We start from the raw sequence: 18,700 nt of genomic DNA, 5'->3' as shown, positions 1-18,700 counted from the left end.
CCTTGGTCGGTCCCCGTGACTAGCGCGTTTGGCGGACCTTGTGCAACTCGCGCAGGCCGGCACGTTCGGCGGCGCGGTCGATGGCGGCCACGACCTCGGCCGGGGCGGCGTGATGCGGCATATGCCCGATCCCGTTCAGGACGCGCAGATGCGCCGTCGGCACCTGCGACACCATGGCGAGCGAGTTGAGTTCCAGCCCCACGATGCGGTCGCGATTGCCATGCAGGATCTCGATCGGCTGGCGGAGCTGCGGATAATAGGGCGCCATATAGGCGAGATACGGCTTCAGCGCGCCGACCTGATGGGTATTGGCGCGAAAGCTTTCGCGGCGCGCCGCAAGACCCACGCCGATATAGTCGGCATAGCCGGGCGGGACCTCTTGCGGGTTGAAGAGGCCGCGCATGATCCAGTCTTCCGCCTTGCCATAGGGCGCATAGCCGGTGATGAGCGGGATGACCGTTCCTTCGCCGAAACGGCTGCGGATAAAGGGATACCAGCGCCCGAATTCGCCCGGCCAGGGATAGGTGGTGCCCGACACGATCACCAGCGCGGCCGGCCCGTCCGGGTCGCGCAGCGCCCAGGCCATCGCGACCGACGCGCCATAGCTGTGGCCAAGAACGATGGGGTGGCGCGCCCCAAGCTGGTCGGCGGCGGCGCGCAGCAGGTCGGCCTGGGCGATGGGGCTCGCGTTCGGCTCTTCGCCGATGAAGTCGGTCCAGCCATGGCCGGGGCGGTCAAAGACGATGACGCGGTAGTCGTCGCGCAACTGTTCGACAAGGCTGAAGGTGAAATCGCGCGTGTTCCCGCTGGCGCCATGCAGCAGCACCAGGTCCGGGCCGAACCCTTCGACATGGGCATGGACCTGCACGCCGTCGACGTTCAGGATCTGGCCGGTCGGGGGATACATCGCCTCGGCCTCGCGTTCGCGCTGTTCTGCGCGACCGTTGATCGTGGCGGCGCAGCCCGCCAGCAGGAGGGCTGCCACAAGCGCGAGAAGCCTAGCGGCCGATTTCGGCGAGGTCATAGGGCGTGGTCTGATATATCTCGTTGATCCAGTTGCCATATAGAAGATGCGCGTGGCTGCGCCAGCGGTTCATCGGCGTCTTCGCGGGATCGTCATCGGGATAATAGTTGACCGGCACCCGGATCGCCTTGCCCGCCGCCACGTCGCGGTCGTATTCCTCTTTCAGCGTGCCGCTGTCATATTCGAGATGGTTGAAGATATAGAGCGCGCGATGCGCCGCATCCTCGACCAGACAGGGGCCGACCTGATCGCTGCCCAGAAGCGTCGTCAGGCCCGGACGGGCATCGACCTCTGACTGCCGGATTTCCGTCCAGCGGCTGACCGGGATCAGCAGGTCGTCGGAAAATCCCCGCAGATAGGGCGAGGCCGGGGCAAGGTTGCGGTGCCGGAAACAGCCGAAGGCCTTGTCCTCCAGCAGGTGTTTCTGCACACCGTGGAAATGGTTGATCATCGCCATCCCGCCCCAGCAGACGCCGAAGGTCGAATGAACATGGGTCTGGGTCCAGGCAAAGACCTCGGCCAGTTCGTCCCAGTAGGTCACGGCCTCATAGGGCAGATGTTCGACCGGGGCGCCGGTGATGATCAGCCCGTCAAAGCGTTCCTCGCGCACCTCGGCAAAGGGGCGGTAGAATTCGGCCATATGCTCGGCCGCCGTGTTCTTCGTCTCATGCTCGGTCATGCGGATCAGCGACAGGTCGATCTGCAAGGGCGTCGCGCCGATCAGCCGGGCGAACTGCGTCTCGGTCTGGATCTTCTTCGGCATGAGGTTCAGCAGCCCGATCCGCAAGGGCCGGATGTCCTGCCGGGCGGCGCGGATATCCGACATCACCATCACGCCCTCGCGCGAGAGCACGTCAAAGGCGGGGAGGGATTCGGGCAGGGTGATGGGCATGGCTTCTTCCTTTCAAGGATCGGCAGATATGCCCGTTTCGCGGCAGGCTCAACCCCGCTGGTCGAGCCGCGCGGCGATCAGGTCGTCAAACCCGGCCACCGTCGTGACCTGCGCGATTTCCCCGGCGGTGACGCTGATGCCCCAGTTCCGCGCCATCGCGGCATAGCGCGGCTGCCGATGCGCCAGCGCCTGCGCATAGGCCCAGCGGACAAAGGCGTCGGGGTCGACGCCATCGGGGGGCAGTCCGGTCCGGTCGAGATACTGCGCCCAGGTCCGGTGAAGGAAGTCGGGCTGGTAATACATCGGCTTCGGCGCCTTGTCGAAACGGCGGATCAGCTCGTCCGTATGCGTGTCCGATCCTTCGATCCAGACCATCAGCAGGTTGCGCGACAGGGCGGTCAGCACCGGGTCGGCGGGGTTTTCAGGGTCCACCACCTCGCAGATCGAGCCGCCGGTGTCGCAGACGAAATGCGGATAGCCATAGATCGCCTGCGCCCGTTCGATGAAATGAGGCGTGTCGAGCAGCGCCGCCATTTCCGCCGTGCGATGCTGGTCCTGCCGCTTCATGTATTCGTCAAAGGGCAGGCCGCCCCGCGCCGGATCGCCCGGCTTGCCCAGATAGGTCGAGAGCGGCGCGAGATTGTCGAAGGTGATGTTCGAGGAGATGCAGACCGAATCCGACATCAGCAATTCCCGCAAGAGCGGGACCTTCATCGCCTCGCGCTTGAAGTTGTCGGCGATGTGTTCGCCCATGTAGCGGGTGCCGATGCGGTAATCGATGGAATAGTGGAACCAGTCCCCCGACCCCCGCAACAGGGCCGAGACATGCGTCTTGCCCAGTCCCGACATGCCGAACAGCGCCACGCGTTTCTGCGGGGCGCTGCGCCATTCGTTGCCACTGCCGTAGATCATCCTGCCTCCGCCCGCCGTTATCCCTGCCAAAGCAGAGCGCCGCCGCGCGGTCAAGCGGGATGGTCAGGCGGGATGCGGGCCTGCCAAGGGACCCGCACCGCCCGTCAGCCTTCAGAAGCTGTAGCCGACGCGCACGCCCGCCGCCACAGCATGGTTGCCGCTGAAGTCCCCGCCCAGGTTGACCGTGGTCGCATCGCCGAGGTCGATATAGCGCAGGCCGCTGATGATCTTGAAATTGTCCTGCGTATAGGTGACGGCGAGGCCGATGCTGCTCTGCCCGTCGGTCGGGCCGAGGTTCGAGGTGGGCGAGAAGCCGTCGGTCGTATAGCTCGCCATGATCGCGCCGGACCAGTTCTCGTTGAACCGCCGGCCCAGGCCGATCGAATAGGTCACGGCCTCGGTGTTGTATTCGACCAGCGTGCCGCCGGTCTGCGATTCATAGAACGGGGGCGTGATGTCGAAATCTGTCCATTTCACCCAGCGCACCCCGCCCATCAGCAGCGTGTCGGGCGCGATACCGGTCTGGAATTCGAGGTTCACCGATTCCGGGATGACGGTTTCAAAGGTGGTTTCCAGCTGAGCGAGGCCGACGAAGGTCTCGGTCGCGTTGAACTCATGCTTGATGCGCGAATTGTAGGTCAGCGCCACCCGCGCCGCATATTGCGGGATCTCGTAGGCGGCACCGATCAGCCAGCCGAAGGCCACGTCGTCATCCACGCTCATGGTATATTGCGCGGGGCCGGGCAGGAAGAGTTCGACCTCGCCGTTGGTGCGGACGGCGCGCAGGCCACCATAGACGCTCATGTTCGGGTTGATGCGGTAGCGCAGGATGCCGGTGACGCCGATGCTGTTCACCTCGGCGTTCGAGCCTGCGATCGGATAACCCGTGCCGGTCGGATAGCGGACATCGGCGCCGATGGGTTCATCGACGATGACCGCAAGGTCGAGATCCGGCGTCAGCGGCGTCTTGAACGCAAAGGACAGCGAGGTGTAGGACCGCGTCATGTCGCCGCTTTCCAGCAGGCCGCCCGCCACGCTGCCGCTGACCGAGGGGTTCACATGCGTCAGCCCGAATTCGAGGTAACGACCCTCCTCGAACAGGATGCCTACCGACTGGGACGACCGTTCCACGGTCGCCAGCGCAGCCGTCGCCGAGAGCGCAAACGCCCCGGCCGAAGCCAATGCTATTTTCATGGTTGTTTTTTCCTACAGAGCGTTTTTTTTATACACTCAGCCTAGGGTGCGTCGTTCCGCCGCGTCAAACGTGACCCGACGTCAGTTTCATGGTGACGTCACGATTTTTTTGCCCATTTTGGTGCGTCGCGATTCTGCCCAGATGTTGATGAAGTTCGCGCCCAGGATAACGGCCGCCCCGAGCGCCACGGGCCATTCCAGCGCCTCGGCGTAAAGCAGGACGCCGATCAGCGCGATCAGCGGCAGGCGGACGAAATCGAGCGGCAGCACGACAAGCGCCGGCGCATGGCCAAGGGCGCGCGTCAGGCAGAAATGCGCGACAAGACCCGCCGTCCCGATCACCCCGATCCAGGGCCAGTTTTCCGCCCGCGGCCAGGTGATGTCGCCATCGGCCCCCGAGATGACCAGCGCAAAGATCGCCTGCAGCGTCACGAGCCAGAAGAGAATCGCGGTGATCGTCACGCGCTGCGTCAGGACCTTGGTAAAGACCGCCGATCCGGCAAAGCCGATCGCCGCCCCCGCCGCCGCCATGACGCCCACATCCACATTCCCGAAATCCGGGCGCGCGACGATCAGGATGCCGACGAATCCCAGCGCCGCCGCACCCACGCGCAGCGCCGTCACCTTTTCCCCCAGAAACAGCGGCGCCAGAATGATGACCCAGAGCGGCGACGTGAATTCGAGCGCCACCACCTGCGCCAGCGGCAGCACCGTCACCGCGAAAAACCACAGGTTCTGCCCGGTGAAGTGGCTCACGTTGCGCACGACCTGAAGCCCGAAAGCCTCGGTCGTGATCTCGCGCAGGGTGCCCGCGATCCAGGCGGCGACCAGCACGATGCCGATTCCGATGATCGAGCGATAGAGCATCATCTCGAACGTATCGAAGTCGGCCGAAAGCGCCCGCGCCGCCACCGCCATCGAGGAAAACGACAGGACCGATCCGAACATCCAGAGCGCAGCGCGCAGCACATCCGTAGGCGCAGGCGCCGGTTTCACTATGGCCATGATTTTCCTCCCACCGCGCCCCAAGCCGCGCCCCCAGGCGTCCCGTCAGCGCGTCATTCCACTCGATTGTTCTAAACCCGGCTAGCGCATTGATCTAGTAGCACGCGCCAATATCGTGAACTAAGGCTTCGATGAACGGCCGCGCTCCCGTCACCCTGCCGGCCATGACGCCGGGCGAGGAAACGGTCGAGGATTACCCCTCGCTGCGTCTGTCGCTGCGCGCCCATCCCATGGAACTGCTGCGCCCAAGACTGGGGCGCATTCTCGCCCATGGCGATCTGCCGCAGGCTTCCGGGCACGTGGCGGTCGCCGGGCTGGTCATCACCCGTCAGCGTCCCGGGACCGCCTCGGGCGTGATCTTCCTGACCCTCGAGAATGAGACCGGCGTCTCCAACATCGTCGTCTGGAAACGCGTCGACGAGATCATCCGCCCCGTGCAAGGCAGCGTCCGCAGCGCCCGTCACCCCCGGGAACAGGCAAAGCTCCTTTTCCCGGCCGGGATTTTCACTGAAGGGGGCCGAGGGCTTGATCGCACAGATCCACGGAGTTGGAGCGAACCCCGCATGGATGTAGAGAGTGACCAGCCGCCGCAATTGCGGACGGACTCGGCTTGCCTGACCGTCTGCAATGCGGGACGGAGCGGTCGTTGAGTTTTGGGGCCTTAAGCTCCGCTACATACTCCTTGTATTCACCAATGACCAAGGGTTAAGGTGTAGAGAGCAAGGGATTTATCGCATGATAATTACGTTTGCCTTTGACGTGAGGAATTATGTCGAGGTTATGGAGGGTTGGCCCCTCAAGCGCGATAACATGACCTTCTTCTTGGAACGAGAAGGCAGTATCTTAAAGAGAGTGTGCCTGTCATTTTCCGGCGTTAGTAGCGACCATGCGCCAAGTTTTACAGCGCCTAGTAATGAAAACAGAAGAGCGATTCTAAAAACAAGTGATGGTGGCTATGCTGCCTTAGCCAGAAAAAGGATCATGAACTGGCAGGCAATTGTGAGCGGAGTTCAGATTATTGACTTGGACTATGACAATTTTGAGATGCGGTTTCGTGCTGAGAGTACAGACGAAGAGTCCCGCATCCACTTAAAATCTATCAAGACTAGCTATGATCAAGCCCTGAATTCTTCGTGCGATTTTGAACAGTTTGGTAGGGCATTCTGCGCTGATCCGATTCCGGATCATCGAATAGAGTCGACATCCCATTACCGTGAAGGTCGGCTCGCATTTGAAGCTGGTCGGTATGTAGACGCCTATAACAACATGTTCTTGTTTTTGGAAACACGATACTGCGACGGAAAAACAACAACGGCTCAACAGGTTGAACTGCTATCACGAAACCCAGAACTTTGTTCATGCATCGAGAAGAATGCTGCCGAGCTCACAAAGGCGAACCAAGCCCGCAAAGATGAAAAGCTCGATTTGTTCAACTCTTGCGCCAATGTTCGGGATAAAATCAAAGCACTTGTCTCGCTTCGCGGCAAGCTGCGGCATCATTCTCTCAAGAGCCATAACCGATGGGACCCTAATCAGCAAGATAAGCACAAAGGCGAGGCACGTTTCTTGGCTGCCGTGGTACACGACATCGTCATCAAGGAATCTCTGGAAGAAATATATGCCCCCGCTTCACTGGAAGAGTTCAGGAAGCAATCGGTCAGCAGTGGCAATGAAATCAGCATCAAACTCACAACCCATCGCGTGAAAAACGAACCCGCGCTAGAACTGAACATGAGCTACCCGACAACGGTTGTCTCTAGCCTGCTGTGTGTAAACACGGTCACGCACGCAATGGAAGAGTGTGAAAAAGCCGGTCAGCTTGCTGACACTGTTAGGTTTGAGGCAGTCCACAGAGGTCGAGACCTAGAGCTATTCACCATAGATTTTGATGTTTGGGCATATACGGCCAAAGGAGAAATTGAAGTGAATAGGCCAATTAAATTTGTTCGATGCAGCTTTGAGCGTTTTCGCGCCAATTTAATAACTAGGCATCAGTTTTCGATCCCTTGTCAGGGCAATAGGCTCTCTATCTTAGATGTATGGAAATTGTTGAAACGCAGCTTCGATCACATCCACCGAGATCCAACAACACGAATAATGAGTCTAAAGCTCTTTATCAACGATGGCGCAAAGGCCATTGTTTCATATCGCGTAGGGGCACTAGCGAGGTTTTGACTGTCGCCAAATGGGCCTGCTGAGCCAACGAAGGTGTTGAGATGAAAAATGTCAGCTTAGGAGAAGCTGCGATGCACCCTCAGTTTCCGCATTGAATGCCAGCAAGGGGCCGACTTGGCACGTCCGATGATGGCTTTCTGCCGTTTGCGGTCATTGGTGTTTGGTGTAAGGTGTAGCATGCGACACTTTGGGCTCCCTTGCGTCGATCTACGGCGCGCCAACGCGCACCTGAAAAAGCGCTGCACGAGCCAATTTTACCTTTGAAGTGCGGACGACGCAGCGCAACACCGAACTGTTCGACATCCTGGACGTGATCGAAGCAAAAACTATCGCGGGAGGCGCCTCGGGTGCGGTCGTCTATTGCGCTAGCGGTCTGGCGCTGTCAGCAGCTTGCACCGGTGCTGATCTCGGTCGCCGGTTTCTGCGGCCACCGCGGTTTCGCGGTTAACGACAATGCCCTTCCACAGCGGGCTGTGACGGCGCCTCTGGCTGCGCCGCCATGGTCAGACGGTGCCGTGTCAGAATCATTTACAAAACTAGTATTGTAGTCATAACTCGCCGCATGACAGTGACCAGCCCTCACGCCCGTGCGCTTGCCGCCCTTGGACATGATGCCCGTCTCGCGATCTTTCGCCTGCTGGTGAAGGCGGGAGAGGCGGGGCTTCGCGTCGGCGATATCGGTGAACACCTTGGGCTCGCGCCCTCGACACTCGCGCATCACTTGTCGGCGCTGGTCGATGCGGGGCTGGTCGTGCAGGACAGGCAGGGGCGGGAAGTATTCAATCGGGTGGATTACACGGCGATGAAGCGTCTGGTGGCGTTCCTGACATCCGAATGCTGTTCGGGCGTGCCGAGCCTTTCCCTGAAAGAGACGACATGACACCGGCGATGCCTTTGCGTCTTCCGGGCGGCAGACAAGCCGGGGGTCCGGCGGTCTTCGCCGCCCACATTCATGTATCTGCGTCGGACCGGGAAGGCTGAAGAGATGCCTGAACCGCAAGGCTTTGCCCGGGGCGGCAGATCGCCAGAACACCCGCCAGATTGAACAAGGCACCTTCCCGATGCGCGCCTCCATGCCCCACAAACTTCCCCTTGTTGCCGCACTCGGCTTCACGCAGATCATCGGCTACGGCACGATCTATTATGCCTTTCCGATACTTGCCCCCGCCGTCGCGCAAGAATTCGGGGTAAGCGAGCCGTTCCTCTTCGGTCTTTTTTCGGTGGGCCTGTTGCTGGGCGGGTTTGCGGCGCCTGTTCTGGGGGGAATGCTCGACCGGGTCGGCGCGGGGCGCGTCATGACCGCAGGCAGCCTCGGCATGGCGCTGCTGCTGACGCTGCTGGCGTTCTCGCCCAACATCTATGTCTTCGGTGGTCTCACGATCCTGATCGAGCTTTTCAGCTTTGCCGTCCTTTATGATGCGGCCTTTGCCATGCTGGCGCAAAAGCGTCCTGAGGATACGCGAAAATCCATCACGCGGCTGACCCTTATCGCAGGGTTCGCCTCGACGATCTTCTGGCCCCTCAGCGGGTTTCTTGTGGAGGATCTTGGCTGGCGCGGAACGCAGCTGGTCTTTGCTGCGGCGCATATCCTCTGCGCCGGCCTCCATTTCCGGGCGACCGCCTTGCCCGTGGCAAAGGCACCCGCCTCGCCAACCGGTGCTTCCCTGCGATCGCAGCCGCCATCCCCGCCTGTCATGAGCACGGCCCTTGCGCTGCGCGCGTTTCAACTGCTGGCGGCGGGCTTTGCGCTGACCGGAATGGCCATATCGGCACTCACGGTGCATCTGGTCGAGATCTTGCGGTCGCTCGACATCGGAGAGGCCGCCTATATCGCGGCAATGGTGATGGGGCCTGCTCAGGTCGTCGTGCGCGTCATGGATGCGACGGTGTGGCGAAACCGGCACCCGCTCTTTGTCGCCATTCTTTCCTCGGGCGCGATCCTTGTCGCGATCATGCTGTTGCTTCTGCCCGGTCCGGCTCCGGCTGTGGCCTTTGGCTTCGCCGCCATCCTCGGGGCGGGCGCAGGTTTGTCGAGCATCGTGCGCGGCGCGGTGCCTGTCGCTCTTTTCGGCGCATCGGGCCTCGGGCTCCGGTTGGGGCGGCTGGCGGCGATCCGGAATGTGCTGGGGGCGGCTTCACCCTTCCTGTTCGCCTGGGCCGCCGCCGCCTGGTCGATGACCTGGGCGCTTGGTGCCGTGCTTGTCGTGTCGGTGACGGGGCTGGGGGCGCTCGCTCTGCTGCACAGGACCCTTGAGCGGCTCGGCATCGTGCCCCCACTCAGATCGCCGCATGCGAGGCAAGGACTTTCGCCATAGGGCTTCAATAAACGGCTGCCCGGCAGTAAGGCGTGGTCGGGCCGGCGGATACTGGCCGGCGTCGGTTCCGGACCATCACCTGCAACGGAAGATCACGAACTACGGGAAGGCTTGACCACGATGACGGACACGACACAGCCACAGATCGACGCCCTTGGACCGTTCGAGCGCTGGCTGACCCTCTGGGTCGGGCTGGCGATGGTGGCGGGGCTGGCCCTCGGGTCGCTGGCCCCCGGGCTGGTGCAGGCTGTGGCCAGGGCCGAGATCGCCTCGATCAATCTCGTCGTCGCCGTGCTGATCTGGGCGATGGTCTATCCGATGATGGTCAATGTGGACTTCCGGGCGGTCGCAGGCGTGGCGCGCCAGCCCAGGGGGCTGCTCATCACGCTGGCGGTCAACTGGCTCATCAAGCCCTTCACGATGGCGCTGCTGGCGGTCCTGTTCTTCGACCATGTCTTCGCCCCGTGGATCGCGCCCGAGGATGCGCAGCAATATATCGCCGGGCTGATCCTTCTGGGGGCGGCCCCCTGCACCGCGATGGTCTTCGTCTGGTCGCAGCTGACCCGTGGCGATGCGACCTATACGCTGGTACAGGTCTCGGTGAATGACATCATCATGGTCGTGGCCTTTGCGCCCATCGTCGCCCTGCTGCTGGGCGTGACCGAGATCAACGTACCGTGGCAGACGCTGGTACTGGCGACGGTCCTTTATGTCGTGCTGCCGCTGGCGGCGGGCCTCCTGACGCGGCGCGCGCTTGGCGGCCCCGCCCGGATCGAGGCATTCTCGGGGCGGGTGAAGCCCTGGTCCATGATCGGGCTGATCGCGACCGTGGCGATCCTCTTTGGCCTGCAGGGCCAGACGATCCTCGACCGCCCGGCGATCATCGCGCTGATCGCCGTCCCGATCCTGATCCAGAGCTATCTGATCTTCGCGCTCGGCTATGGCGCCGCCTGGCTGCTGCGCGTGCCGCACCGTATCGCGGCGCCCTGCGCGATGATCGGCACCTCGAACTTCTTTGAACTCGCGGTCGCGGTCGCCATCAGCCTCTTTGGCCTGCATTCGGGCGCGGCGCTGGCGACGGTGGTCGGCGTGCTGGTCGAGGTGCCGGTGATGCTGTCGCTCGTGGCCTTTGCGAACCGCACCCGCGCGCGCTTTCCCCAGGCCGGCGGCTGAACGTCATCCGCTGGCGGCTGCCGACTGATGGACGATGTGTGATTGATCAGCGCGGGTCGTGGCGGACTGCCTGACCGAAGCCGTCTTCTCAGCGCGGTGGTTGCGCAAAACAACTGGTGAGCCCTCAGGCCCCGGTATCACCACATGCCGCGCCATCCGGGGGCTTCGCGCGTGTGGCGATAACGTATCAGCAGCGCTTTGTCCCGACGTTCTGTGGCGCCGCGTTCACCTCCACCGCACGACGAACCCCGGCGCGTCGCTTGATCCCCGTCTACCCAGCAGGGCCGAAATCCTCGGAATCCATGTCAGGGCATAAAGTTGAGGGTATCGCCACCTATTTCGTGGGGCGGCCCGGGGATCACGGTCGCTGGTCGGCTCCGCTTCTCATTTTCCCGTTCAGAACCAGCTTCCGACCCGTTGTGCGCCGCCGGAGATGTCGCGGCCCACGCCCTCGACCGTGTTGCACGCCGCGAGCGTGAGGAAGAGACCGGTCATCAAGATCCGCATCGCTGTCATCCCCGTCATTCCTCGAACCACCAGACTTCGGGCTGGAAGCCCAGCCAGTCGCCATAGAGTGGCACGACCTCGGGCGCGTGCAGTTCGCGCCGGTGGGCGACGCGGCCGACCGGGGCAAACCAGGTCGGCACCACATAGCGCCCGGTCATCAGCACCCTGTCCAATGCCTGAGCGGCGGCGACCAGTTCGTCTTGCGTGCGCGAGGTCAGCAGATGCCGGATCATCGCATCCGCCACCGGGTCTGTCATGCCCATCCAGTTGCGCGTCCCCGGAAGCTCGGCCGTTGCGCTGCCCCAATAGGCGATCTGTTCGTTCCCGGGGCTGAGTGAGGCCGAGCGCGCGAACCACGTCATGTCGAACTGCCGGTTGTTCGTGCGTTCGACATATTGCGCGCTGTCCACCGCTGCGACCCGCACGGTGATCCCCAGCCGCCGCAGCGCCTCGGAATAGATCGCCGCAATGCTTTGTGCCTCGGACTGACCCTGTTGCAGCAGGATCTCGATGACAAAGGGCTGGCCGGCCTCATTGCGCAGAACGCCATCGGTGATGGTCCATCCGGCCTCTTGCAAGAGGCGCGTCGCGCTGCGGATGCCGGCGCGGTTGGCCGGATCGCGCGCCTCGGGCAGGGCATAGCCATCAACCGCGCCCGGCAGGAGGTCGGCGGCATGGGGTTCCAGCAGCGCAAGCACTGCGCCCGCAGCCGGTCCGTGATCCATGCCCAGCGGCGAGTTCGAAAAGTAGGAGGTGATGCGCGGCTCGACGCCACCGGTCAGCGTCTCGTTCGCCTGTTCGAAATTGAAGGCCTGAATCATCGCCTCGCGCACACGCCAGTCGGCGAATATCGGGCGGCGCGTGTTCATCACCAGCCCCGTCAGGCCCGAGGGGCGTTGATGCGGGAACTCGGACTTCACGATCTCACCGCGCCGCAGGGCAGGGAAGTCATAGGCGCTCTGCCAGCGCGCGGCGTTGAATTCGCGATAAGTGTCGATGGCGCCCGCCTTGAACGCCTCGAACATCACATTGGCGTCGGCGTAATAGTCGTAGCGGATTTCGTCGAAGTTATGCTGGCCGCGATAAAAGGGCAGGTCGGCGGCCCACCAGTCCGGGTTCTTGCGAAAGGTGATCTGGCGGCCGAATTCATGGGCCGCCACGATGTAGGGCCCGGATCCGATGGGGATTTCATCGGTGGTGGCGAAATCCTTGCCCTCCCACTGCGCCTTTTTCAGGATGGGACGCAGGCCGAGGATCAGCGGCATCTCGCGGTCGGCTTCGGTAAAGGTGAAGCGGACCGACCGCGGGCCCGTCTGTTCCATCGTCTCGATCTTGGACCAGGCCGCGTGGTAGATCGGGCTGCCGAGGGTGCCGAGCGTCTCCATCGAGAACATGACATCCTCGACCGTGACGGGGCTGCCGTCGGAGAATCGAGCCTCTTCCCTTAACGTGAATTCAACGAAGCTGCGGTCATCGTCGGTCTCCAACGATTCGGCGAGCAGGGCGTAGAGCGTGAAGGGTTCATCATAGCTGCGGCCCATCAGCGATTCGACCGACAGGATGCGCACGGGGCCGGGCGACCGCCCCCGGATGACATAGGGGTTGAGCGCGTCGAACCCGCCCAATTCGCCAAAGACGATCCGCCCGCCCTGGGGCGCGTCGGGGTTCACATGGGGCAGATGCGCAAAATCCGGTGGAAGCGCAGGTTCCCCATACATAGCTATGCCATGCACGGGCTCCGCAACCGCCTGTGTCGCCGCAAGGGCAAGCCCCAGCGCCAACCCGCGAATGAGGGGTGCGAATGCGTTCTTCATGCCGCGATTATCCTTCTGCCCCGATTGTTCTTTTGCCACGACGCTACCGCCGCTTGCCCGCCTTTTCAAACTTTTAGCTTGGCCCCCGGCGGAGATAGGCTTATAAGGGCCTTACTGCTCGATAGGTTTCTTGCCTGTATGAAACCTGCCTCAATAACTTGACGCCCGCTTTTTCGCGGGCGTTTTTTTTGGCAGTTACGGAAGTTCCATCTTCCTTTCGCACTTGCAGCATCTAAGTTTGAGGGGTGCAGGACACAGATGTGGGGGCATCCATGCAACATTCGGGCATGCAACTTTCGGGCAAGACCGCCATCGTGACGGGTTCCAATTCGGGCATCGGACTGGGCGTGGCCGAGGCGCTGGCCGCCGCGGGCGCCTCGGTCGTCATCAACTCCTTCACCGACCGGGACGAGGATCATGCGCTGGCCGCCCGACTCGCCGACGAACATGGCGTCCCTGTCCGTTACATCGCGGCCGACATGTCGGACGGCGATGACTGTCGCCAGCTGGTGGCCAAGGCCGGGCGCTGCGATATCCTGGTGAACAACGCGGGCATCCAGCACGTCGCCGCGATCGAGGAATTTCCCGTCGACAAGTGGAACGCGATCCTTGCGATCAACCTGAGTTCCGCCTTTCACACGACGGCGGCGGCCCTGCCGATGATGCGGGCGGCCGGATGGGGGCGGGTCGTCAATATTGCCTCGGCGCATGGGCTGACAGCCTCACCTTACAAGTCCGCCTATGTCGCCGCAAAGCACGGGGTCGTGGGCCTGACCAAGGTGACGGCGCTCGAGACGGCGCGGGATCCGATCACCTGCAACGCGATCTGCCCCGGCTATGTGCTTACGCCGCTGGTTGAATCCCAGATCCCGGACCAGATGAAAAAGCACGGAATGGATCGCGAAACGGTGATCCGTGAGGTGATGCTGGACCGGCAGCCCTCGGGCCAGTTCGCCACGGTAGAACAGATCGGTGGCACGACCGTCTTTTTGTGTTCTGACGCGGCAGAGCAGATTACCGGCACCACAATCAGCGTCGATGGCGGCTGGACAGCGCTCTGATGACACGGCGGCGGATCAACCTTGCGCTTCAGGGCGGGGGCGCGCACGGGGCCTATACCTGGGGCGTCCTCGACCGGCTGCTGGAGGATGAGACGATTGAAATCGCCGGAATCTCCGGCACCTCGGCGGGCGCATTGAACGGCGCCGCGCTGAAGGCGGGTCTGACGCAGGGCGGGCCTGCACAGGCGCGCGAGGTGCTGGACTGGGTCTGGGCGCAGATGGGGGCTGTGGGGGACATGCGCCTGACCGGGTGGTTTTCCTCGGTCCTTCCGGCGCAGGGTGTGTTGACGCGCATCATGGACGGGTTCACGGCGCTCACGCCGCTTGACCTCGCCACCCGTGTTTTCAGTCCCTATGCCTCTGGTCCCTTTTATCGAAACCCGATTGAACGCGTCGTCAGCCGCCTGCATTTCGGCCATGTCTGTTCACGCGAGGGGCCAAAGCTGTTCATTTCCGCGACGAATGTGCGGACCGGCAAGCTGCGCGTCTTTTCGGGGGACGAGATTTCGACCGAAGTCATCCTCGCCTCTGCCTGCCTGCCGACGCTGTTCCGCGCGGTCGATCTGCCCGATCCGGTGACGGGCGAGGCGGAACCCTACTGGGACGGCGGCTATTCGGGCAATCCCGCGCTCTTTCCTCTCTTCGCCGAGGAACTGCCGCGTGATATCGTTGTGGTGAACATCAATCCCTTGCGCCGCGACACGCTGCCGACGACGCCGCAGGAAATCATGAACCGTATCAACGAGATAAGCTTCAACTCTTCGTTGCTGCGTGAACTTCGGACCATCGCGCTCTCCAAGGAAATGATGGCCCATGGCACCATCACCGATGGCGGGATCAAGGACGTTCTGCTGCACATGATCTCGGACGACGACCTGATGACGCAGCTCAGCGAGACGACCAAGCTGGTGCCGTCTCCGCTACTTTTGTATCGGCTGAAAGAGGCTGGACGCGCCGCCGCAGACCGGTTCCTGCAGGATCACAGCGCCGATCTCGGGCACTGCTCCACGCTCAAGCTGGAAGAGGTTCTGGACTAGGCGTCACAGTCTGGCCGGCGGCAGGCGCGGGTCCTTCGGGTTCGGATAGACCAGACCTGCAGAGATCACGAGCTTGGCCGCATCCTCGATCTTCATGTCGAGCATGATCGCATCCCGTTCCGGCACGAACAGCAGGAAGCCCGAGGTGGGGTTCGGTGTCGTCGGCAGAAAGACGGTCAGGATCGTGCCGTCCTCGGGCACCTTCGAAGCGACCTCGCCCTTGGCCTGGGTCGAGATGAAGCCGATGGCCCAGAGCCCCGGGCGCGGGTATTCCACCAGACAGGCGCGATCAAAGGTCGTCTCGGTCTGGGCAAAGACGGTCTCGGCGATCTGTTTCGTGCCGCTGTAGATTGACCGCACGATCGGCATCCGGTCCACCAGCCGTTCGCCCCAGCCGATCAGCGACCGGCCGATCAGCCCCTTGGCCATCCATCCGACCAGCACCGTGAAGACGAGGAAGATGATGACCCCAAGCCCGCGCACATCGTAGCCGATGTAGTTGTGCGGCCGGTAAGGGCCGGGGACGAAGGGCAGGACCCAGCCGTCAATCCAGCCGATGGCGGCCCAGATCAGCCAAAGCGTCAGCGTGATCGGCAGGATGACCACCAGTCCGGTCAGAAAGCTGGCACGCAGGCTGCCGAACAGGGTCCGGCGACGCGGCGGAAGAAGCGGATCGGGCTGGTTCATCGTCGTCTCGCAACGCAAGGGCAGGCGGAACCTAGGGCCGAAGCGGGGCGATTACAATCTGTTCCGTCAGGCCTGTACGGCGATTTGAGCCGCAATCTGCGCGGCGAGGCGGGCGTTGTTCTCGACCAGCGCGATATTGGCCACAAGCGAGCGTCCTTCGGTCAACTCGAAGATGCGCTGAAGCAGAAAGGGCGTGACCCCCTTGGCCGCGATCCGCTGTTCCTCGGCCTCTGCCAGCGCCTGTTCGATGACCGGGATCATCACGTCGCGCGCGATCTCTGCCCCGGCCGGGATCGGGTTGGCGATCAGCTGCCCGCCCGGAAGCCCCAGGCGCCCCCGCATCAGATGCGCCGCCGCGATCTCCGCCGCATCGTTCATCCGCAGCGGCGAAGGCAGGCCCGAGCTGCGCGACCAGAAGGCCGGAAACTCATCCTGACCCAGCGTGATGACCGGCACGCCCAGCGTTTCGAGAACCTCGAGCGTCTTGGGCAGGTCGAGGATCGCCTTGGCCCCCGCCGCAACCACGCTGACGGGTGTTTCCGACAGTTCCCGCAGGTCGGCCGAGATGTCAAAGCTGTGCTCGGCCCCCCGATGGACGCCGCCGATCCCGCCGGTCGCAAAGACCGCGATGCCGGCAAGATGCGCGCAGATCATGGTCGCAGCGACGGTCGTCGCCCCCGTCCGCCCCATGGCGAGGCAGGCGGCCAGATCGGCGCGGCTCAGCTTCATCACGTCCTGCGCCTGACCCAGCGCCTGCAATTCGGCGTCGGTGAGGCCGATATGGATGCGTCCGTCCATGATGGCGATCGTGGCAGGAACGGCGCCGGCGTCACGGACCACCTGTTCGACCTTTGCCGCGGCCTCGACATTCTGGGGCCAGGGCATCCCATGGGTGATGATGGTGGATTCGAGCGCGACGACGGGGGCGCCATTGCGGCGGGCCGTTTCAACCTCGGGCGCGAACACGAACGGGGCAGTCATGAACCGATATCTCCTGATACATAGTCGGCGGCGGCGCGCAGGGCACGTTCCAGCGCCTCTTGCCGGTCCGCGCCGGCCGTTTCAGCGGCGATATGCGCCGCCATGAAGGTGTCGCCCGCGCCCGTCACCCGGGTCACGAGCACTTGGGGCGGCACCGCCGTCAGCACCCCGCCGCTGGCCCCGTCGGCACAAAGCCGCCCGCCATCCGTCACCAGCACGCGCGCAGCGCCGCGTGCGACCAGCGCCTCGGCGGCGGCGCCTGCATCCGGAAACCGCGTGAGACACAGCAGCCCGGCCTCTTCCAGATTGACGTAAAGCGTCGCCTGCGGGCAGTGAAGCAGCGGCGTCAGACGTTCGGCCTTGCCCGGGCTCGCCGGGGCCACGCGCAGGTCGGCCGCGGCGAATAGGGGGCTGCGCCCGATCTCGGCCAGCAGCGCCTCGGTCAGGTTGCCGTCAAGCGCCACGGGGCCGCGCCATTCCCCCAGCCGCCCATCCGCAAGCGGCCGCAGGATCTTGTCGCCCGCGGCCTCCAGCGAATGGGCATCGGCGATGGCCGCGATCAGGCCGTTCGCGCCCTCGACCGCCATGTAGCGGTCGGTCGGCAGGTCGTCGGAGAGATAGATATGGTCGGTCACCATGCCCATGCGCGCGCAGGCGGCCAGCAGTTCCTGCCCCTCGGCGTCGCGGCCGATGGCGGTCAGCAGCGCCGGCGTGAACCCGAACCGGCGCAGGGTCATCGCGATGTTCATCGCGACGCCGCCGGGCAGGCGGGTGATCCGCCCCGGCACATCGCTGCCCAGCCGCATCGTGGCGGCCGAACGGCCAATGATGTCCCACAGCACCGAGCCGATGCAAAGAATGTCAGGTCTGGTCGTCATCGCGCCCTCTTGCCGCGCCCCGCGGCGCGCCGCAAGGTCCAACTGATGCCCGTAGCCCTTGCCACCACCGGAAAAACGCGCTAAGGGGCGCGCACTTCACAGGCGGGACAGGGCCTTTTGGGGAGAAATCCCATCAGGTCCACCGGTTGGGCGAAAGCCTGAAACGTCCCGCCAAGGCGCAAACCGGAAAGGAACACGATATGGCGCTTCCCGATTTCTCGATGCGTCAGCTTCTTGAAGCTGGCGTTCACTATGGTCACCAGACGCAGCGCTGGAACCCCCGCATGGCCGAGTTCATCTATGGCGAGCGGAACGGCATCCACATCCTCGACCTGACGCAGACCGTCCCGATGCTGGACGCGGCGCTGAACGTCGTGCGGGACACCGTGGCCAAGGGCGGCCGCATCCTCTTTGTCGGTACCAAGCGTCAGGCACAAAAGCCGATCGCCGAAGCGGCAGAGAAATGCGCCCAGTACTACATGAACCACCGCTGGCTGGGTGGCACGCTGACCAACTGGAAAACCGTGTCGCAGTCGATCGCGCGGCTCAAGCAGATCGATGAGTTGATGGGGCAGGGCGCCGAGGGCCTGACCAAGAAAGAGCGTCTGGGCATGGAACGCGAGCAGGCGAAACTGCAGGCGAGCCTGGGCGGCATCCGCGAAATGGGCGGCCTGCCGGACCTTCTGTTCGTCATCGACGTGAACAAGGAAGACCTGGCCATCGCCGAAGCGCAGAAGCTCGGCATCCCGGTCGTCGCCGTGGTCGATACCAACTGCTCGCCCAAGGGCGTGGACTATGTGATCCCCGGCAACGACGACGCGGCCCGCGCCATCGGCCTTTACTGCGATCTGGTGTCGCGCGCGGCGCTTGACGGCATGTCGGCCCAGCTCGGCGCTGCCGGCGTCGATCTTGGCGCGCTGGAAGAGGCGCCCGAGGAAGAGGTCGCAGCCGAGGCCTGAGCCCGGCTGTCGGCTGACGGCTGTCAGATAGTTGTCACACGGCGGGGATATTCCCCGCCATGACCGGACAAAGGGCGGGGGCGATC

General features: G+C 63.3%; 17 protein-coding genes and 1 pseudogene. 8 read left to right on the top strand and 10 right to left on the bottom strand.

The features are described 5' to 3' along the window. Positions 1-19 precede the first annotated feature (19 nt). From ACFSGJ_RS07070 to ACFSGJ_RS07050, 5 genes are all read right to left on the bottom strand, one after another. Entirely contained in the window at positions 20-1,024 is a 1,005-nt protein-coding gene (locus tag ACFSGJ_RS07070) for an alpha/beta fold hydrolase (RefSeq protein ID WP_390260290.1), read from the bottom strand. After that, on the bottom strand, positions 999-1,916 hold the full coding sequence (gene metA, locus ACFSGJ_RS07065) for a homoserine O-acetyltransferase MetA (RefSeq protein ID WP_390260289.1): 918 nt from the start codon (positions 1,914-1,916) through the stop codon (positions 999-1,001). Before metA ends, ACFSGJ_RS07070 begins: the two co-directional genes overlap by 26 nt. 48 nt (positions 1,917-1,964) lie before the next feature. Continuing rightward, entirely contained in the window at positions 1,965-2,828 is an 864-nt protein-coding gene (locus ACFSGJ_RS07060; RefSeq protein ID WP_390260288.1) for an ATPase, read from the bottom strand. 111 nt (positions 2,829-2,939) lie between these two features. Further along, positions 2,940-4,022 carry an OmpP1/FadL family transporter gene (locus tag ACFSGJ_RS07055; RefSeq protein ID WP_390260287.1) on the bottom strand — a complete coding sequence of 361 codons (1,083 nt, stop codon included), beginning with the start codon at positions 4,020-4,022 and terminating at the stop codon, positions 2,940-2,942. An 87-nt stretch (positions 4,023-4,109) separates the two neighbouring features. Then, positions 4,110-5,027: a DMT family transporter gene (locus tag ACFSGJ_RS07050; protein ID WP_390260286.1), complete on the bottom strand. Its 918-nt coding sequence runs from the start codon at positions 5,025-5,027 to the stop codon at positions 4,110-4,112. A gap of 149 nt (positions 5,028-5,176) precedes the next feature. Between ACFSGJ_RS07050 and ACFSGJ_RS07045 the strand changes: the two are divergent. From ACFSGJ_RS07045 to arsB, 5 genes and pseudogenes are all read left to right on the top strand, one after another. Then, positions 5,177-5,458: pseudogene (locus ACFSGJ_RS07045) on the top strand (hypothetical protein); the annotation flags it as partial. 304 nt (positions 5,459-5,762) lie between these two features. Next, on the top strand, positions 5,763-7,202 hold the full coding sequence (locus ACFSGJ_RS07040) for a hypothetical protein (RefSeq protein ID WP_390260285.1): 1,440 nt from the start codon (positions 5,763-5,765) through the stop codon (positions 7,200-7,202). 562 nt (positions 7,203-7,764) lie between these two features. After that, on the top strand, positions 7,765-8,082 hold the full coding sequence (locus ACFSGJ_RS07035) for an ArsR/SmtB family transcription factor (RefSeq protein WP_390260284.1): 318 nt from the start codon (positions 7,765-7,767) through the stop codon (positions 8,080-8,082). A gap of 193 nt (positions 8,083-8,275) precedes the next feature. Then, the gene (locus ACFSGJ_RS07030; RefSeq protein ID WP_390260283.1) at positions 8,276-9,517 is read left to right on the top strand and encodes an MFS transporter; all 1,242 of its coding nucleotides are present in this window, start codon (positions 8,276-8,278) and stop codon (positions 9,515-9,517) included. A 120-nt stretch (positions 9,518-9,637) separates the two neighbouring features. Then, positions 9,638-10,690 (top strand): ACR3 family arsenite efflux transporter, encoded by a 1,053-nt coding sequence (arsB, locus tag ACFSGJ_RS07025; protein WP_390260282.1) that lies wholly within the window; start codon positions 9,638-9,640, stop codon positions 10,688-10,690. 396 nt (positions 10,691-11,086) lie between these two features. Here the strand turns inward: arsB and ACFSGJ_RS07020 are convergent, their stop codons facing one another. Both ACFSGJ_RS07020 and ACFSGJ_RS07015 read right to left on the bottom strand, forming a co-directional pair. Next, complete coding sequence (locus ACFSGJ_RS07020) at positions 11,087-11,197, bottom strand: entericidin EcnA/B family protein (RefSeq protein ID WP_390260281.1); 111 nt, start codon at positions 11,195-11,197, stop codon at positions 11,087-11,089. A 14-nt stretch (positions 11,198-11,211) separates the two neighbouring features. Next, positions 11,212-13,011 carry an extracellular solute-binding protein gene (locus ACFSGJ_RS07015; protein WP_390260280.1) on the bottom strand — a complete coding sequence of 600 codons (1,800 nt, stop codon included), beginning with the start codon at positions 13,009-13,011 and terminating at the stop codon, positions 11,212-11,214. Positions 13,012-13,298: 287 nt separating this feature from the next. On the opposite strand from ACFSGJ_RS07015, the gene ACFSGJ_RS07010 reads away from it, so the two are divergent. Both ACFSGJ_RS07010 and ACFSGJ_RS07005 read left to right on the top strand, forming a co-directional pair. After that, positions 13,299-14,072 carry a 3-hydroxybutyrate dehydrogenase gene (locus ACFSGJ_RS07010; RefSeq protein WP_390260746.1) on the top strand — a complete coding sequence of 258 codons (774 nt, stop codon included), beginning with the start codon at positions 13,299-13,301 and terminating at the stop codon, positions 14,070-14,072. Continuing rightward, positions 14,072-15,109 (top strand): patatin-like phospholipase family protein, encoded by a 1,038-nt coding sequence (locus tag ACFSGJ_RS07005; protein ID WP_390260279.1) that lies wholly within the window; start codon positions 14,072-14,074, stop codon positions 15,107-15,109. The genes ACFSGJ_RS07010 and ACFSGJ_RS07005 overlap by 1 nt, the downstream gene beginning before the upstream one ends. A 3-nt stretch (positions 15,110-15,112) precedes the next feature. On the opposite strand, the gene ACFSGJ_RS07000 is transcribed toward ACFSGJ_RS07005, so the two are convergent. The 3 genes from ACFSGJ_RS07000 to ACFSGJ_RS06990 form a co-directional block, all read right to left on the bottom strand. After that, entirely contained in the window at positions 15,113-15,796 is a 684-nt protein-coding gene (locus tag ACFSGJ_RS07000; protein ID WP_390260278.1) for a DUF502 domain-containing protein, read from the bottom strand. A 66-nt stretch (positions 15,797-15,862) separates the two neighbouring features. Continuing rightward, entirely contained in the window at positions 15,863-16,777 is a 915-nt protein-coding gene (locus ACFSGJ_RS06995) for a pseudouridine-5'-phosphate glycosidase (RefSeq protein WP_390260277.1), read from the bottom strand. Continuing rightward, entirely contained in the window at positions 16,774-17,655 is an 882-nt protein-coding gene (locus tag ACFSGJ_RS06990; protein ID WP_390260276.1) for a PfkB family carbohydrate kinase, read from the bottom strand. Before ACFSGJ_RS06990 ends, ACFSGJ_RS06995 begins: the two co-directional genes overlap by 4 nt. 200 nt (positions 17,656-17,855) lie before the next feature. Between ACFSGJ_RS06990 and rpsB the strand changes: the two genes are divergently transcribed. After that, a complete protein-coding gene (rpsB, locus tag ACFSGJ_RS06985; RefSeq protein WP_390260275.1) occupies positions 17,856-18,614 on the top strand; it encodes a 30S ribosomal protein S2 in 759 nt (252 codons plus the stop codon). The last annotated feature ends 86 nt before the right edge of the window (positions 18,615-18,700 follow it).

The organism is Halodurantibacterium flavum (assembly GCF_042681825.1).
Classification (GTDB): Bacteria; Pseudomonadota; Alphaproteobacteria; order Rhodobacterales; family Rhodobacteraceae; genus Halodurantibacterium; species Halodurantibacterium flavum.
This window is presented reverse-complemented; position numbering and strand designations above follow the sequence as displayed.

What these genes read in the sequence shown, in the direction of transcription:
- ACFSGJ_RS07070 (WP_390260290.1), bottom strand. Translation starts at nt 1,024, where the DNA reads ATGACCTCGCCGAAATCGGCCGCTAGGCTTCTCGCGCTTGTGGCAGCC.
- metA (WP_390260289.1), bottom strand. Translation starts at nt 1,916, where the DNA reads ATGCCCATCACCCTGCCCGAATCCCTCCCCGCCTTTGACGTGCTCTCG.
- ACFSGJ_RS07060 (WP_390260288.1), bottom strand. Translation starts at nt 2,828, where the DNA reads ATGATCTACGGCAGTGGCAACGAATGGCGCAGCGCCCCGCAGAAACGC.
- ACFSGJ_RS07055 (WP_390260287.1), bottom strand. Translation starts at nt 4,022, where the DNA reads ATGAAAATAGCATTGGCTTCGGCCGGGGCGTTTGCGCTCTCGGCGACG.
- ACFSGJ_RS07050 (WP_390260286.1), bottom strand. Translation starts at nt 5,027, where the DNA reads ATGGCCATAGTGAAACCGGCGCCTGCGCCTACGGATGTGCTGCGCGCT.
- ACFSGJ_RS07040 (WP_390260285.1), top strand. Translation starts at nt 5,763, where the DNA reads ATGATAATTACGTTTGCCTTTGACGTGAGGAATTATGTCGAGGTTATG.
- ACFSGJ_RS07035 (WP_390260284.1), top strand. Translation starts at nt 7,765, where the DNA reads ATGACAGTGACCAGCCCTCACGCCCGTGCGCTTGCCGCCCTTGGACAT.
- ACFSGJ_RS07030 (WP_390260283.1), top strand. Translation starts at nt 8,276, where the DNA reads ATGCCCCACAAACTTCCCCTTGTTGCCGCACTCGGCTTCACGCAGATC.
- arsB (WP_390260282.1), top strand. Translation starts at nt 9,638, where the DNA reads ATGACGGACACGACACAGCCACAGATCGACGCCCTTGGACCGTTCGAG.
- ACFSGJ_RS07020 (WP_390260281.1), bottom strand. Translation starts at nt 11,197, where the DNA reads ATGCGGATCTTGATGACCGGTCTCTTCCTCACGCTCGCGGCGTGCAAC.
- ACFSGJ_RS07015 (WP_390260280.1), bottom strand. Translation starts at nt 13,011, where the DNA reads ATGAAGAACGCATTCGCACCCCTCATTCGCGGGTTGGCGCTGGGGCTT.
- ACFSGJ_RS07010 (WP_390260746.1), top strand. Translation starts at nt 13,299, where the DNA reads ATGCAACTTTCGGGCAAGACCGCCATCGTGACGGGTTCCAATTCGGGC.
- ACFSGJ_RS07005 (WP_390260279.1), top strand. Translation starts at nt 14,072, where the DNA reads ATGACACGGCGGCGGATCAACCTTGCGCTTCAGGGCGGGGGCGCGCAC.
- ACFSGJ_RS07000 (WP_390260278.1), bottom strand. Translation starts at nt 15,796, where the DNA reads ATGAACCAGCCCGATCCGCTTCTTCCGCCGCGTCGCCGGACCCTGTTC.
- ACFSGJ_RS06995 (WP_390260277.1), bottom strand. Translation starts at nt 16,777, where the DNA reads ATGACTGCCCCGTTCGTGTTCGCGCCCGAGGTTGAAACGGCCCGCCGC.
- ACFSGJ_RS06990 (WP_390260276.1), bottom strand. Translation starts at nt 17,655, where the DNA reads ATGACGACCAGACCTGACATTCTTTGCATCGGCTCGGTGCTGTGGGAC.
- rpsB (WP_390260275.1), top strand. Translation starts at nt 17,856, where the DNA reads ATGGCGCTTCCCGATTTCTCGATGCGTCAGCTTCTTGAAGCTGGCGTT.